Source organism: Mycobacterium timonense (assembly GCF_025821985.1).
Lineage (GTDB): Bacteria > Actinomycetota > Actinomycetes > Mycobacteriales > Mycobacteriaceae > Mycobacterium > Mycobacterium avium.
On the sequence record NZ_JACKSY010000101.1, the window covers coordinates 1 to 15,510 of the forward strand.

General features: G+C 58.9%; 15 protein-coding genes and 3 pseudogenes. 3 read left to right on the forward strand and 15 right to left on the reverse strand.

Annotated elements, in window-relative coordinates:
• Positions 1-269: 269 nt before the first annotated feature.
• From H7I87_RS22280 to H7I87_RS22335, 12 genes and pseudogenes are all read right to left on the reverse strand, one after another.
• Positions 270-434, reverse strand: a pseudogene (locus tag H7I87_RS22280) (helix-turn-helix domain-containing protein); the annotation flags it as partial.
• A 201-nt stretch (positions 435-635) separates the two neighbouring features.
• Positions 636-1,067, reverse strand: a complete 432-nt coding sequence (locus tag H7I87_RS22285) for a hypothetical protein (protein ID WP_139800203.1) — start codon at positions 1,065-1,067, stop codon at positions 636-638.
• Between the two features lie 272 nt (positions 1,068-1,339).
• Positions 1,340-1,747, reverse strand: coding sequence for a hypothetical protein (locus tag H7I87_RS22290; protein ID WP_225342754.1), 408 nt, complete (start codon positions 1,745-1,747; stop codon positions 1,340-1,342).
• A gap of 260 nt (positions 1,748-2,007) precedes the next feature.
• Positions 2,008-2,703, reverse strand: a complete 696-nt coding sequence (locus tag H7I87_RS22295; protein ID WP_046181944.1) for a hypothetical protein — start codon at positions 2,701-2,703, stop codon at positions 2,008-2,010.
• Between the two features lies 1 nt (position 2,704).
• The gene (locus tag H7I87_RS22300) at positions 2,705-3,673 is read right to left on the reverse strand and encodes an MlaD family protein (protein ID WP_225342753.1); all 969 of its coding nucleotides are present in this window, start codon (positions 3,671-3,673) and stop codon (positions 2,705-2,707) included.
• Positions 3,670-4,665, reverse strand: coding sequence for an MlaD family protein (locus H7I87_RS22305; RefSeq protein WP_197083332.1), 996 nt, complete (start codon positions 4,663-4,665; stop codon positions 3,670-3,672). Before H7I87_RS22305 ends, H7I87_RS22300 begins: the two co-directional genes overlap by 4 nt.
• A complete protein-coding gene (locus H7I87_RS22310; protein ID WP_082122825.1) occupies positions 4,662-5,789 on the reverse strand; it encodes an MlaD family protein in 1,128 nt (375 codons plus the stop codon). Before H7I87_RS22310 ends, H7I87_RS22305 begins: the two co-directional genes overlap by 4 nt.
• 5 nt (positions 5,790-5,794) lie before the next feature.
• Complete coding sequence (locus H7I87_RS22315; RefSeq protein WP_083071732.1) at positions 5,795-6,763, reverse strand: MlaD family protein; 969 nt, start codon at positions 6,761-6,763, stop codon at positions 5,795-5,797.
• On the reverse strand, positions 6,760-7,767 hold the full coding sequence (locus H7I87_RS22320; protein ID WP_083071733.1) for an MlaD family protein: 1,008 nt from the start codon (positions 7,765-7,767) through the stop codon (positions 6,760-6,762). The genes H7I87_RS22315 and H7I87_RS22320 overlap by 4 nt, the downstream gene beginning before the upstream one ends.
• Positions 7,764-8,900: an MlaD family protein gene (locus H7I87_RS22325; RefSeq protein WP_083071734.1), complete on the reverse strand. Its 1,137-nt coding sequence runs from the start codon at positions 8,898-8,900 to the stop codon at positions 7,764-7,766. The genes H7I87_RS22320 and H7I87_RS22325 overlap by 4 nt, the downstream gene beginning before the upstream one ends.
• A gap of 12 nt (positions 8,901-8,912) precedes the next feature.
• Complete coding sequence (locus H7I87_RS22330) at positions 8,913-9,692, reverse strand: MlaE family ABC transporter permease (RefSeq protein WP_139800204.1); 780 nt, start codon at positions 9,690-9,692, stop codon at positions 8,913-8,915.
• Between the two features lie 92 nt (positions 9,693-9,784).
• Positions 9,785-10,675 (reverse strand): ABC transporter permease, encoded by an 891-nt coding sequence (locus H7I87_RS22335; RefSeq protein WP_139800205.1) that lies wholly within the window; start codon positions 10,673-10,675, stop codon positions 9,785-9,787.
• A gap of 1,092 nt (positions 10,676-11,767) precedes the next feature.
• Between H7I87_RS22335 and H7I87_RS22340 the strand changes: the two genes are divergently transcribed.
• Positions 11,768-12,073 carry a hypothetical protein gene (locus tag H7I87_RS22340; protein ID WP_139800206.1) on the forward strand — a complete coding sequence of 102 codons (306 nt, stop codon included), beginning with the start codon at positions 11,768-11,770 and terminating at the stop codon, positions 12,071-12,073.
• Between the two features lie 722 nt (positions 12,074-12,795).
• On the opposite strand, the gene H7I87_RS22345 is transcribed toward H7I87_RS22340, so the two are convergent.
• Complete coding sequence (locus H7I87_RS22345; protein WP_244179168.1) at positions 12,796-12,930, reverse strand: ANTAR domain-containing protein; 135 nt, start codon at positions 12,928-12,930, stop codon at positions 12,796-12,798.
• A gap of 179 nt (positions 12,931-13,109) precedes the next feature.
• Here H7I87_RS22345 and H7I87_RS22350 point away from each other — a divergent pair, with 179 nt between their 5' ends.
• Both H7I87_RS22350 and H7I87_RS29265 read left to right on the forward strand, forming a co-directional pair.
• Positions 13,110-13,406, forward strand: a complete 297-nt coding sequence (locus H7I87_RS22350) for a transposase (protein WP_083071741.1) — start codon at positions 13,110-13,112, stop codon at positions 13,404-13,406.
• A gap of 5 nt (positions 13,407-13,411) precedes the next feature.
• A pseudogene (locus H7I87_RS29265) lies at positions 13,412-13,669 on the forward strand (IS3 family transposase); the annotation flags it as partial.
• A gap of 167 nt (positions 13,670-13,836) precedes the next feature.
• On the opposite strand, the pseudogene H7I87_RS22355 reads toward H7I87_RS29265, so the two are convergent.
• Positions 13,837-14,010: pseudogene (locus H7I87_RS22355) on the reverse strand (IS30 family transposase); the annotation flags it as partial.
• Entirely contained in the window at positions 14,006-15,070 is a 1,065-nt protein-coding gene (locus tag H7I87_RS22360; RefSeq protein ID WP_083071739.1) for an IS110 family RNA-guided transposase, read from the reverse strand. The pseudogene H7I87_RS22355 and the gene H7I87_RS22360, both read right to left, overlap by 5 nt.
• Positions 15,071-15,510: the final 440 nt, after the last annotated feature.

Sequence of the window (15,510 nt, forward strand, 5' to 3'; positions counted from 1 at the left end):
GGGCAAACTGCTTGAACGCCCCACCGAGATCACCCCACCAACCCCGCCCTCAGACGGCGATCAGCAAGCCGGAACGGAGGTCGCCTGAAACACCCCGATCCACAGGTCTTGACAATTCCTCCGGACGCGGTCTTGACGGTGCGCACATAGGCCACCGCGGCAGCCTACGAGCCCCCATTTAGTGCGCAAATCTCGGCCGCGCCGACAACAAACCAGCAGGTCAAACCACTGCCGTCACGCTAAGCCCGAAACGTGAGCCAAGTCAGGCCGGCCAGCTTGCTCACCTTGGGACGCCGCGCTCGTATGAACGCCGCCGAATCAGCCAGCATCGCCCGGTAGCTGTCCCGTCCGCCGTTGCGTGCGATCTCGCGCGACACCGTCGACGACGGCCGGCCAATCGATGCCGCGATCGACCGCGCGGACGCACCTGAGGCGGGAACAAAACCCGGGTAGTTCACTGGCGCTCACTGCTGCACAGCGGAGCACTCCACCAACTCGTCAATGCACTCTGAATTACGAAGAGCCCCTTTTCGAGCGGCGAATCTGGCCCTACCGGGGGCAGACCGCCGAGCGGCGCAGCGTGATTTCATGGATTTACCAGATAACCGCAGGATGTTCCCACCGGTCTGACGCCCCTAGGCAACCTGCCAATTGCCCTGCCTGTCTCGGTAGAAGTAGTAGGCCGGGCAATATTCCGATTGGGTCACGCCGGGACAGCCCGTCCCGTTATAGGTTGTGTTGGTTTCGACAGGGTTGGAAGGTGCGAGCGCACTCGATGCCAGTGTCTGCCTGACTGTGACCGTCACCAGCGCCGTGACCGGGTACATGGGGCTGATGCCTTGGTCAGGGTAGCCACAGCGGACACACCAGGGACGAGGCGGGGGATTCGCGTGTTCCGTGGGCTGGCCCACCTGGATCGGGCCGTCGAACCGAACATCGACCGTCGAGCCCAACGGATGCCCCGCACTGTAGAAATCGATAAGGGCCTGCTTGATCTCCGGCTCGGCGGGTGGCGGCCCCAGATCGCCAACGTCGCCGCTAGCATGGCTTGCACCGAAGGCCGTCAAGATGCAATAGCCTGCGACATATAGAACCGCCAGAACCGATATCCGCGTCCTGAAACGCGAGGCCAGTGGTGGACACCCGCGACGGGATGGGCGGAACATTGCTCTCACGGCTCCTCCTGTGAGGTCGGGTTTCGAAAACCGGCCGTAATGTATCTGTTTGTCTCGCACCTCATCGCGGGCTGGCCCCCGATCAGGTTTTGACAAGATGACAGCTGATCCAGAATCGGGACGGCACGCCGTCAACGTGGATGTCGCGGCCGTAGCCAGGCAATTCAATCACAGACATGTGATCGCTCTATCCTGCTGCCCCAATGTTCTTCTCGCTGCTGGGAGGGGCCGTAAATCCAGGCCGTGTTTCGGGCCCTGATACCGACGCCGGTGTTCGACAGGTGTTGCCACAAGCGATAGAAACTCTCCCCTTGGTAAAGCGGAAAGTAATTGTCGCCGACGTAGTCCTGGCTCTGAGTCAGGGCCTCCGCCCGCGGAGCCAGGTACGCGACAGACTGTTCGATGTTGGAGGCCACAGCGTCGGCATGCGCCTGGATTCCAGGCACTGTCCAGTCGTTATTGGCCTGGAGTAGATCGAACCCGAATTCGTCCATCTGACGGCGCAGCTCCCGATATTGCGCATTGAACCACTGACACATTTCACGTTCTGCGTTGATATCAGCTTGTGTCACATTCTTTTGGGTGGCCTCATATGAATATGGGACCTTTGGTGTCCAATTGCTTGCGGTTGGGGTAAACAGCGGTAACGGTGGCGGAGGCGGCGCCGAAGGGTCAGCGGCCGCACGCCCGGACAGCATCGTGACCACAGATGCGACGAGCGCTAGACACGCCAGAAGAGCAGGGACCGCGCGGTTTTTGATATTTCGCGTGGTGTTGCATAGAGGCTCGTCAATCATACAGACCACTCCTAAGAAGTACGTGCCGGCGGCCGCTATTTTTCGGCGACCATCGCGGCGATACCGCCAACGTCGGTGATCTGCCACGCGTTGTTGCTGTCGATGGTAATGCTGTACGTAGCCGTGGACTGCAGGCTATCTCCTGCCTGTACCGTTTTTGTCATCACACTGACAAATGTGTCAACGACATAGACACCATTGTTATGCGACCGCACTTTGGCGGCTAGCGGTCGTGCCGACGAACTCCATTGCAATGGGAGCAAGATCTGCTCCATACTTGTTCCTGCTTTAGTGAGCTTGTCCTTGAGTTCAGGCGTGGTGCCCTTAACGAGGTTTTGTTTCCAGGGACCCAAATCCTTGTAATCCATGATCGCAGCATTCACCGCGTAGTCGAGCGCAATCTGCTCAGCGCGCTTATTATCGTTAGCTTGTCGAGCCTGATGGTCGAGATTTTCTTTCGCGCCGATGTATAACCATGTCATCACGGCCACGGCGGCTATCAAAGTGACAATAACCGCGCTGACCGCTAGGGCTCGGACAGAAACCGATACACGCCGACTCTTCTTGGTTGATTCGTGTGGCGCGTCGTCCGTTGCCGACTCATCTGCGGTCCCGGAGTCTGCCGACTCCTCAGCAACCACGGATTCCGCCCTCTCGACCGACTCGGCGACTTCCGTGTCCTCGTCGTCCCCCGCAGGGGTGGTCCTAACTTTTTCGGTGTCGGTACGCATTTCAGTTACCAGCCTGTCTTTCCGGGATTGTGACGTGCAGATTGATCGCGCCATCTTCTGGTACCGCCGACAATAGATTGGCGAGCACTTGGCTAGTGTCGATGGTCGTCAGCGAAGCCGCGATTGCCTTGACGTTCGCGGTGAGTGGCTCGGTCAGGACCCTGATATCGGGTGCACGATCGTCCAACAATCTCTGAATACGCTGGATGAACTTGCCCAACAGATAGACGCTGCCTGGCGCAGGAAGGCGAGTCGGAACGGTCATGGCATTGGCCCACTCCTCGTGAAGCTCCGGTCCAAGCGCTTGGACAGCAGGTATTGTTTCGGCGAGCGCCGGCCCGACGAAGCCAGCGTTCTCGAGCAGGCTCTGAGAATTTTCCAGCACCTTCTTGCCCCGGCCATTCAAGTCGGCTGTGGTATTGCGGAGCAGTAGACTGGCGCGTTTCAGGTTGGGCAGCACAGAATATGGATCCGGTAGCCCTGTGTCGGCCTCACCGATAACGCGCTTGAGCTGATTTGGGTCGAGTTGGTTCAGCATGTGCACAACACTGACCCCCAGCTCGGATATTGAGCCTGGCGGTTTTATGGACTGCGGCGCGACGCGCTGACCGTCCTGGAATACGGGTCCGCCAGAGTGTCGGGGCTCCAGCTCGATATAAGATTCGCCAAGCGCGGAGAGGTTCTCTAACCGAACGACGCTGTCGGCGGGAATCTTGTACTTGTCCTCAATATAGAAATGAATGGTCGCATGTGAGGTCGTCGTGTCGATGCGGCTCACCTTCCCTACCTGCACCCCACGAAGCAACACATTGGATTCGACCTCAAGGTTACTGATGTCGGACACATCCATCGAGAGGGTGGCGCGACTCGCTGGAGGAGCGATCCGGATACCCAGTGATGCGACGTACCCGATAAAGGCGACTACCATAGCAAGAAATACGCCGAATGAAATCACGCTCTTAAAGCTCACGGAACCGCTCCAAGCATTCGCAGTACCTGCTCGACATTTCCTGACAGCTCGCGGCCGTCGGGGCCAATTATTGACGTGATGTTGATGGCGGGATATTTGTCTTGCGTCATAAAGTAATCAGTAATGAATTGTCGGTACTTCGGGTACTCAGCCTCGACGGCCTGTTTCGAGCCCTGTACCGCTTTCAGGGCATTCCCCAACGAATCTATCAACGGAGTCAGCCAATATCCGCCGTTGTAGATGGAACCAAGGGATGGCAATAATGTGCCAAAGATGTTTCCCAAAATGGTGTCTCGCCTCAATCCGGCCACACCGGCTGGAGATAACAACAAACTCAGGGCCGGCGTACGAGCGGCCAGCACAGTCGATGTGTCGTAAAGGCCGTTGATCAATAGATCGACATTATCGACATCATTAGAGAGGTCTTTGAGGTCGGTCGTTACTTGCGATACCACCCTGCGGACCTCATCTTTGGCCGGTGTCACTCGATTGATACCGATGAGCGTGTTCTGCGCTCGTTGGATTGAGCCGCTGCCTATGAAGTTGGCCAAGTGGGCGATGGTGTCTTCTAGCTGAGGCGGGGATGTGGTGTGGGCAAGTGGAATCCGGCCGCCGGGGCTCAGTGGCGGTCCCGTCGATCCAGAATCTTGTCCTCGTTCGAGGGCAATGTAGATGTCACCGAGGACGGTAGCCTGCTGTAGAAGTGCATGGATGTTCGACGGCACCACGACATCGCGATCGATGCGTGCCGTCACATCAACATGGCTGCTGGCGATGCTGACTTTCGTCACCACGCCCACCGTGGTGCCGTCCATCACCACTTTCGCCTTGTCCGGCAGATTCAGCACATTGGCAAATTCCGCTACGATGTCGTATCCGCCCTGATAACTGTTGCCTGGCACCGGGATTGCATTAATGTTCAGCGACGCACACGACGTCGCCGTCAGGCTGCAGATGATTGCGGCGATGGCCGACCGCACTCCGTGTCTCATTGCCGCGCCGCCTGCGTCAGGACGTACTGCAGGAGCGCAACATCCACCGCATATGGCCGGCCGCCCACGTCGGCGCAGCTGCCTGGCATAGATGCGTTCATGTTTCCGCAAGTGAGGAGTCCGTTTGGCGTCGGGATGCGATACAGCGGTGGCCTCCAGGTGAGCAGATCGAACACATGGTTGTTGATGTGCTTGGCCAGTCCGCCCGCGGTCGCCCCGGGTGGCTCGCCGTTCAGCCCGCTGATGAAACGCGGCAATGGGTTGAGCGCGTCAGCAACCCACTTGTAGTGCGGGCTCCAAATCCGGAGCTCTTCGCTAATTTCGTCCAACAACAATTGAATTTCAGGGCCAAGTTTGAGTTCGAGATCATCGGCCAAAAGGATGAGTTCCGGAAGCGGGTGAGTCAGATCTTTGGCGCCATCGACTGCGGCCACGATGTCTGGGGTTGTGCCTGGCATATCCTGGACTATTTCTTTCAGCGGACCTCGGTTCGCTCTTATCATGGACGTCAGCTCGGCCATGTTCCTGGTGATCGCTCCAAGCTCGGCAGTGGCCTGGTCAGGATTGTCCAACAGCGCTGATGACCTGGTCAGTAGCTCATTTGCCCGCTGCCCGTTACCTTGGACTGCCTCGTCGATCCCTTTGAGCGCGTCCTTGATGTTGGTCGACCCGCTCGGATTGATCGCGTTCACGAAGTTGGTCGCCGACCCAATGACCCGCGAAATGCTCTGCTGGGTGAAAGAGCGGCTGAGTGGGATGCATTCACCGGCCTTTAGCTGCGGACCCGCGCTGTAATTTCCGACCAGTTCCAACGAGCGGTCGGCAAGGATTGATGGCGAGCGGACGACCGCCTTAACATCCCGTGGTATCGCACGTTTGTCGTCTATAGTGAAACCCACCTTGACCTCGGTGTCTCGGGGCTCGATGGTCTTCACGGTGCCAATCTTGTAGCCCATTTGAGTCACGGGATTGCTGAGGTACAGACCGACGCTGTCCGACAAGATCGCGCAGAATTCGATCGCCTTATTCTCAGGTGAGCGCCCACACGATGTGGCGCAAAACGCAAGGACGAGCGCGGCGATTACCGGGGCGGACACCACCGTGTTCGGCAAACGGGCAGCCATCATCATCAGCAGCGACTCCCCTCAACCGGAATGCACAGGTCCGTAGCGAACAATTCGGGCGGCGTACCGGCGTTCTGCGCGGCCAAGGTGTGTTCCATCCGCTCGCGTATGCGGCGAAGCACGCGGACTACCACGCCATTCCGGTCCGCGATCGCCTGGAGCTCCCCCAACACGCCGCGAACTCTTGCCAGGAAGTCCGAGCGATGCGGCATGTAGAAGCGATTGAGGGGATCCAGAACTTGCTTTCCTAGTTCGCCCATTCCGTGCATGGACGCGGCAAATCCTTTACCGTACAAGACGAACGATTCTTCTAAGATGGAAACCCGTGAAATCATATATTCGAGTAATTCCCGGTTATTGTTCAACTCCCGAACGTACTCGTTGGAGAATTCGAGAACACTGGAAATCTGGCCACGCTGCCGTTCTAGGTTTTGGGTGATGGCATTGCCGGCGTTCAGCAGTTCGGTTATGGCGTCTGTATTGGCACCGGTCAGACCTTGCTGCACCTGGTTGATGGATTGGTTGATTGGATTTGTCGCAATGTTGTCAGTGATCTTCGTCGTGTCCGCGAGGGTGCGTATTAGGCTGTACGGCAGCGTGACACGCTCCTTGGGAATCGGGCGGGTGCCAAGAGGGATGTCGCCCAGCGAATTGATGGTGACGTAATAGCCGCCGACCACCGTCAGCATTCGGACTTCGATTTGGGACTGGTCACCAACAAAGGCGTCGCGGTCCACACTCGCCCGCACGCGGACTTGCTTCGGTTCAATTGCAAGGTCCTTGACCTTGCCCACGACGATTCCGGCGATGCGGACGGTGTCGCCTGGACTGATCGAGACCGCATCGTCGGTGTAAAAGGTGACGATCTGTTGGCCGGGTGGACTGACGTACAACCAGGCCACGATCATGCCGATCACCGTGGCCATCACCAACGTTGCCACGCCCCAGAACATCGGGCTGTGCACCGGTTTCATGGCTGATTGCATAACACCACCTTGCGGCCATTGAGAAGTACGTCCATCGGCAAGGGAAGCTCAGCCCGTCCTTTGGCGCATGGGGCCGGAGTACCTGCCACAGGTGGCGGCCCGATATTCTCCCAGATCACCGGAATGTGTTTGACCCATTCGAGGGCGTCATACACGTTCGTGAATGCCGTGTCGAACGCTGTTCCTATATCGATATCGGCCTGGATTCCCGCGCTCTTGAATAGGCGCAACACCGCGTCGAGGAAGTCGGCACCGTAAATTTGCGATTTACGAAATTCGTCCAACACCGTCAACGCGGCGTCGATGGGCTCTTTCACTAGCTTCAGTACCTGAACAAGAGAATCGGAGTGTCCGCGGACAGCATGGGCCAGAACGGAGAGATTCTTTACGATTGTCGTGATCACTTGCGATCGATCTGAGACCAGTGCGGTCAGTTTATGGATGCTATCGAGCATGGGTCCGAGTCCATCACCGTCGCCGGCGAGGAATGCAGCGACGTTGTCGGTAAACGTATTGATCTCGTCTGGACTCAAAGTTGCCAACACGGGCTGTAAGCCATTGAACAGCACGGTGATATCAAATGAAGGTTGCGTCATCGTCGTCGGCACGGTTGTCATCCGGTTTGCCGTCGCGACACCTTCGGCGGCGCCAGTCACATCGATGTAGCGCAAACCCGTTAATGCCTGAAACTTGATCGCCAGGCGACTCGTGGGCACAACGTGGAATCGGGTATCCATCGTGAATCTCACCTCCGCGAGGCTCCGCCCCTCCGAGCGCTTCAACCGGAGCGCTTCGACCTTGCCGACCCGTACTCCGCGAACGCGCACGTCGTCTTTCTCGTGGAGTCCAGACACGTCGGTGAATTCCGCCTGGTAGGTGCCTGTGGAGAAGGCGACCGGTTGCGTAATCACATTTGCAATCCCGATCAGCAACACGACACTCGCGACGGCGGCAAGTGCGAGCCGCCACAGTGCGGCCATGGGCTTTTTCATTGGGCGGCTCCCAACGCCAAACCAACGGGACCCGCAACGCCAGGAAGCTCATCCAAGATGACGCGTACCTGCAGCGCGCGCTGGTCTCCTGACCCCGTGTACATGCGCTCAAGTCGGGTGCGTAGTTCTCGGAGGGTATCTGCGATGTTCGTGGGAGGAATCAGTTTCGGGACGACATCGGTCAAATCACGAATTTCATCGACCACGGGGAACAACTCGTAGACATGCGACGACAAGAGGTGACCGACGGGGCCAAAGAGGTCGGTTTTGGCGCCCACCAGCCATTCCCCCCAGCGACCAAAAACGAATTTATCCGGATCCGACTGCATCAAATGGAGAGCGTCATCGTAGTAATTCCGGAGCGGGGTATCGTATGTCGACAGATACGGGTTGTTCTTCATGCTTCGCTCAGCGTCGAAACCCGTACCCATGTCGCTTCGCACCCACATGTCTTCGGCATTGATCAACGCATCGACGAATCCCGGGAATGCGACATTGATTCCGGTGGTATTTCTCAAGAGTTGCCCGGTGCTCACTTTCTGCACGTTGGTGATAGTTGTGGTGACGATGATCATCGTTTCCAGTAACGGGGTCAAAGCGTCCGTATAGCGGGTAGCGCGCTCGACAAGATGGACCAGTTGGTCGGTGACTACTTGGTTCGATAGTTCACCAAGGCGATACAGCAGCGCCTGAAGAGCAAAGTTGCCCTTCGGCGTAACGTTGATCTCAGCGCCACTTCGAAGCGGATGCCCACCCTCACCGGGTGTCAGATTGATGCCGGTCACGCCAAAGTAGTTGGACGGCCGAAAGTCGATTCCCATGGCGTCTGTCAACCCCGCCGTGGGGCCGGACTGCAAATCGGCATTCAGTCGAACGTGGCCCCCCGGCAAACTAGAGATCGCCGTGACCTCACCTACCTTTACACCGTGCATAATCACCGGCGTGCCGCCGGCCACGCCCTGTCCGACATACGGTGTTTCGAGGGCCACCGAGATAAGGTTCTTCGTACGAGCAAACGGGTTGACTGCGAAATTTACAGTCAGTGCAATAACGACTAACAGCACGGCGGCGGCGCCAATTCTCGCGCGAGTGCGTGCCTGATCTTCCTCAGACCCCCGGAGTAACGACGTCATTCCGTCCGCCTTCTAGCCTTTAAACACGAACGTCGGTTCAAGCCCCCACAGGGCAACCGTCAGAATGAAGTCCAGCACCATAATGGCCACTAAGCTCACTCGTACCGCACGTCCAGATGCCAGGCCCACACCGACTGGACCGCCTGACGCGAAGTAACCGTAATAGCAGTGGATTATTGTTACCGCGGCACAAAAGATAATTGCTTTCAAGGTCGAATAGGCGAGATCAGTAGGCGACAAGAACTGAACGAAATAGTGGTCGTAGGTGCCACCGGGTTGATTGTAAGCACCTTTGATCATGCCGTTCGAAACGGAGAAACTCACCAGCAATGTAAACAGAATTCCCGGTATCACAATCAACATTCCACCAACGAGGCGCGTTCCCACGACATATGGTATTGGCCGCAATCCCATTGCTTCGATGGCGTCGATTTCCTCAGCGATCCGCATCGACCCCAGCTCCGCCGTCATACGAGTACCGGTCTGCGCTGCAAACGCGATGCCCGCGATGAGGGGCGACATCTCGCGCACGTTCCATAGCCCACCGATAATCCCCGACAGCGCTCCAAATCCGAGTAGGTTCAAAATCGCGAATGCCTCGATCGCTATCGACACACCGATCGCAATACCGAGAATGATCAGGACACTGATCAGACCGCCGTCTACAACCAAGGAACCGCGGCCCCAGGCCAGACTGTTCATTCTTGCCAGCGTCTCCTTACGATACTGGCGGAGCGTCAGCGGAAGGAGATAAATAACTTCTGCGATGAACAGTATCCACTGTCCGAGCATTCCGAACTGCGTCTCGAAGATACGTGTAACTCGTCGCCACTTATGGAAATATGGCGCAGGCGCCCCAGCATGGATTGAAGCCCTAAAACCCATTATGCGACCTGCATTGGAAAGAACATCGTCTGTAATTGGGTGATCACCAGGTTTGCGATAACGATGCCGACAACGTTGATCACCACTGCCGCATTCACGGCATCTGCGACACCCCGTGGCCCACCCTTGGCCTCCATACCTCTCAAAGATGAGACGATTCCAACGATTGCCCCGAACACCGTGACCTTACCGATTGCAAACCAGACATCTACCATCTTCGCAAATGCGCCGAAGGATGCCCAGAAGCTTCCGCTCGTCACTTTGCTAACAGTAATTGCAAGGATAAACGAAGCGGTTACTGCCGAGGCGATAATGACCATGGACAGGATGGGGGCTAATAAAATCAACGCCAGAAACCGTGGCACGATCAAATTACGAACCGGGTCGACTCCCATTACACGGAGCGCATCAAGTTCCTCGCGTATTGCCCGCGCGCCAAGGTCGGAGGCGATTGCGGCCGCCGCAGCGCCGCCCATCAGTAACCCGGCGGTAAGCGGGGCACCCTGACGGACAACACCGACGGCGCTTGCAGCCCCGACAAGTGAGTTTGCCCCGACCTGGTTGATCAGGCCCGACGCATCCACGGCTATCATGCCACCAAACGGAACGGCCATCAGGATGGCTGGTAAAGCCGTCACCTTGTAGAGCGTCCATGCCTGGACGACCATTTCACCAAACGGCAAACGTAGAGTTATTGCGTCGGTCACGGAGTAACGTATGACCGCCGCAGCCAACATCATGCCTCGCCCAGTCGTTGCTGCACTCTTTACCGGAATCATCCCGGCCCGTTTCACCGGAATCGCCCAGCCTCGTGAAACCCTCTGTTGCGGCGGCGTGAGGTCAAGTGTCGCCAATCCCGACGCCGGACGACTTTGCGTGCTTGTCATCATGCCGTCTCAATCAACCTGGCCGCGCGCGACCGGTCGCCGTGAAGCGCTATCCCGCCGTGCAGCCCGCTGGTCGGAGCTATCCTTTGGGCCGTGTTCGACCGACATCCAGCGCAACGCGGTCGGCTTGCGCGTCGCCCGGGCAACCGGCGAATGGCGGTAAGCGCGAGAGCCCCACCCCGGTCGACGTCGATTTGCCACCCGGGGCCATCAGCATCGACAGCCACATCCATGCTCACACGCCACTGCTCGTGCAGCGTCTTCATTCGCGGCCAGACGCCGTCGGCGGGCTGAGGGCCGCGCGAACGGAAATCGACGGCGAGCGCGGTATCGACCGTCGCCGACGTGACGATGTGGTGACCAGTCACGATCGAGCTCCACCATGTGTGGGCCCTGCCTTGTGTCTGTATTGACTCGCCGTGCGCATGGGCACTGGCCCTCCGCCCCGGAACTACCGGATCTCCCCCGGGTTCCTAACCGAATTCTGCGTCTGATTAGAAGCACGCTGTTTCTATCTCTCATCCCCTACGATGTCAAGTGCGTCACACATGGGGACGGTATAATCCCAGGATAAACACTGCAATAGCCAGCTGATCCTGGTCGCCGCGCGCTCGAGTTGCAGACAGCTATGGACAAAAATCTGCGCTGGTTTAGACTCGACACGCGGTCGCACGGTTAGGAGACACGGTCGCACGGCAGGAGTTGAGCTCGAGCGTGGTGAAAGTGACGTACGTACGTGCGGTGAAGGAGGCTGCCGCCGCCTCACTGTGCGCGGCGCGGACGCGGACGAAATGCCCGATTACGTCGACTCGCCGTGGCCTCACCAGGCCAGAACGACTCCCGGGTCAGCTGGCAGACCAAAGCGGGACCCGAACCGGACGATTCTGGGCCCGGCAGGTGTGCGGATCTTGCCGGCGGGAAGCCGTTCGGTCAACGGCGATCAGGACGCGCGTGCAGGCCTTCCTCTTGAGCGTGATAGCAACTGTCATCTTGGCGATATCACTGGCTTCCACATCCGCAGCTGACCCCACAGCAAATTTGAGGTCGCAGGTAGACGCCGCTCGGGGCGGGTGCCCGACATTGCAATCCGACGCCGTGCTCAACGAGGTTGCCCAGCGCGCAAACGGTGAAACACAGTCTTATATCGAACACACCGCAAGGTTTGAACCCTTTGAGGATCCGATGCCGGTGTTGCATGATCTAGGTTACAAAGCCGGCAAGGCGAAGCTGATTCCGGGCTATGGAGATATCGAGGCCAAGGCAATCCGCGGTGTGATCGTGCACGGCTGGCAGGCAATCCCGGATTGCACTTACACCAAGTATGGCGTCAACGTATTAGATAATCCCGAGGGCATGCATGGAGGGTATGTGCTGGCCGCCTTGGTCCTGGCAGGCGACTAACCACGGCGACTGAAAGTCCTACCTCGTTGGCACCGTGGTAAGTCGGCATCCTGCCGCCTGAGACGTTGCGTTTCGTTCCGCTGGGCAATGGAATACACCCCCGTGATCACTTGCGGCCGGCAGTATGGGCGGCTAGCACCGACCCGCGGCCGCCGGGCGGCGCTCAGATCGTGCTGCGGCACCCACGTCGAAACGCATCTTGTCTCGCAAATCGTGGCATACGGCTCCTACTTGGTGGTCAGTCTTCGGGTGCACGCGCCCGAGCGCGAGTACACCCGTGAAGCAGTGAGGACACCGCCAAAAGGGTCGCGACTGGAAGCCTCGCAGATATGACCACCGACACCGCCGGCTGTCAACGCTTTTCGAACCCTGACCCGCTACGGTTCTCTCTAAATTTTGACCCATCTAGGTCATCGAGATTCAGCGACGCGGCCCGTCAACCGGTCTGGGAGAATTCAGCGTCTTGGAGCCCACGATCCATGTGCGGCGGGCTGCTCGTTGAGGTGTAGGTGTTGAGTCGGCGTCTGAATCGCCACGCTAGTTTTACCGCCGAGTCCTGCGTGGAGCGGCGGGCGGGCAGCGGAAACGTTGCAGCAGCCCGACGCACAGAAAGCGCGTCCAGATCCGCTCCGCCGGCAATTCGCGAGGTCTCATTTGTAAAGAAACGAGGTTGATTACATCCTGTCTCGGCACCGCAGTGAGGGTGCGGGCCGTCTTGTGCGTTAGTTGCGGTTGAGTCCGGATTCGTGTTGGTCGACGACGAAGCGGGCGATTTCGTTGAGTTTGATGTTGGCGCGTTGCGAGCTTCTGAGGAGCAGGTGGAAGGCTTGCAGGGCGGAGAGGTTTTCGCGGTGCATCAGGATGCCTTTGGCTTGGCCGATAATGTCGCGGCTGGCTAGTGCGGCTTGGAAGTGGGATTCGGCGGCAGAACCGACCAGGGCTACGGAGGCGTGTTGGGCCAGGATGATGTGCCCCGGGTTATCCGGAGTCGGTTTGCTTGACTTCTGGTCACGACGTCCACAGAGGAGCCGTGCCCGTGCCCAAGCGTTACCCCGAAGAGTTCCGCCGCAAAGTGCTCGACCTGGTGGCCGCCGGCCGCCCGGTCGCCCAGATCGCTGCCGACTTGGAGATCAGTGACCAGACCATCTACGACTGGCGCCGCCAAGAGCTGATCGACACCGGACAGCTGCCGGGATTGAACCGCGCGGAGCTGTCCGAGCTCAGCGCGGCCAACAAGCGCATCCGTGAACTGGAGACCGAGGTGGCCATCCTGAAAAGGGCCCGTGAGCTGCTCCGGGAGCCCCACGACCCAAAAGGCGGTACGCGGCCATAGCGACTATGGCCGCAGAAGCACTGCCCGTGCAGAAGGCGTGTCGACTGCTCGAGGTAGCCGAGTCGGGCTTCTACGAGTGGCGTTCTCGGGCGCCGTCAGCACGGGCGGTCCGCCATGCCTGGCTCACCGATCAGATCCGGGCCGTGCACACCGCCTCACGTGGCACCTACGGTGCCCGCAGGGTCCACGCTGAGCTGACGCTGGGGCTGGGGTTGGTGGTCGGGCATAACCAGGTGGAGATGCTGATGGCCCGGGCCGTGATCAAGGGACTGCCGGGTAACCGGCGTCCGCGATCCCGACACGAGACGCCCACTGCCACCGATCTGGTCGAGCGAATGTTCACTCGCGAAGCGCCAAACCGGTTGTGGGTCACCGACATCACCGAGCATCGCACCTCTTGGATTCTGTTGGTCGTTGCAACGCGGGCGGTTTACGCGTGTTCTAGTAAAGCAGTTAATCGTTCTGCAGGGGTGTCCCAGCCGAGAGTCTTGCGGGGTCGGGTGTTGAGTTGTTCAGCAACGGCCTGAAGGTCGGCGATGCTGTGGCGCGATAGGTCGGTGCCTTTGGGAAAGTATTGTCGCAGAAGCCCGTTGATGCTTCTATGTCAACGCCGCTGGTTGGTATCTCGCGATGTGATGTTGCCAGTTGGCTTGATCGAGCTGCATGGCTCTATGGATGACGTCGACGAGGTGGCGTTTGAGAATGCGTCGGGCGCCTCGGGCCCCTTTTGTTGGTAGGTGGCGTGCGGTCAGTTGCTGGGCCGCGGAGTTGAAGCGGTTTTGCACGATCGCTGCTGTGTAGAGGACGCTATTGAGGCGGCGGTTTCCTCCTCGGTGGAGCCGATGGCGTTCGTGGTCGGATGAATAGACGGGGATCGGTGCGCAGCCAGTGTAGCGGGCGAGTTTGGCTGAGCTGGAAAACCTAGTGATATCACCGATTTCGGTGAGTAGCACCGCTGCGGAGATATGGCTGATCCCGGTGATCTGTAAGAGGTTGGGCGCTAGGGGGCTTACGAGATCGTTGATCATCTCGTCGAGATCATGGATGCGTTGGTTCACGTCGACAAGCTCGGCGATCATCTCGGTGAGCACGTGCCGGACGTGAATACTCATCGAAGCGGCATTAAGCCGAGCACTGAGCAGCGATACAGTCTTGGCGCGCGCAAGATCGCCCGGGGTGTAGTCGAGCCATAAGTGCGCCTGCGCCTTGATCTGGTTGATCAGCGTGGTCCGTCGTTTGACCAGGTCCGAGCGGTAGTCGCTGAGCACCCGGAGTTCGCGGACCCGCTCATCGATGTGATGACGGCTCAGAGTTGGCGTCGCGATCGCCGCATGCGCGGCCGCCATGGCGTCGATGACATCGGACTTGGCGCCCGTAGCTGCGTGCAGCTTGCGGTGGGCGACCGTGAGCCGGCTAGGCACCCACACCACGTCCTGACCGGCAAGCAGGAGTTCATCAGCCAAACGACGAGCGAAGCCACGCCCATCTTCGATGGCCCAGGTCACCGCCGTGGTGTCGATCATCGATCGAATCCACTTCAGCAGGGTGATGATCAGCTGCCCGTCATTCTTCACGGTCAGCGGCTTGCCGATGCGCCGGCCACGAGCATCCAATGCCACTGCGACGTGGACGCGCTTGTGCGGGTCGATCCCTACTGTCACCATCAAAACGTCCCTTTCTCACCTTCGGTCGATGACGGGACGATTGCGGGGGCTCTGCCCGGGCGGACAGACCTATTGCGAGTTGACGGCTCAGCAGGCTTCTATTAAGTCACTCCCGGTCAGGGCTCTCGCCCTGGGTCGCCGTGGACAAATCAACGGAAAGCCATCTGCGGCACGTGTTTTCCGAGTCACCCAGCAACCCGCCGGTCGGCTCCCGTCGAAGCACTCCGGCATCAACACTGTGCACCAATAGGTGTTTTCGTTAGTGCCCCGCTGCCATGGTGCGCCGGGATCACAGAAGTAGACGCGCATGTCGGTGGCGAGGAATTGTCAAGACCTGTGGATCGGGGTGTTTCAGGCGACCTCCGTTCCGGCTTGCTGATCGCCGTCTGAGGGCGGGGTTGGTGGGGTGATCTCGGTGGGGCGTTCAAGCAGTTTGCCCT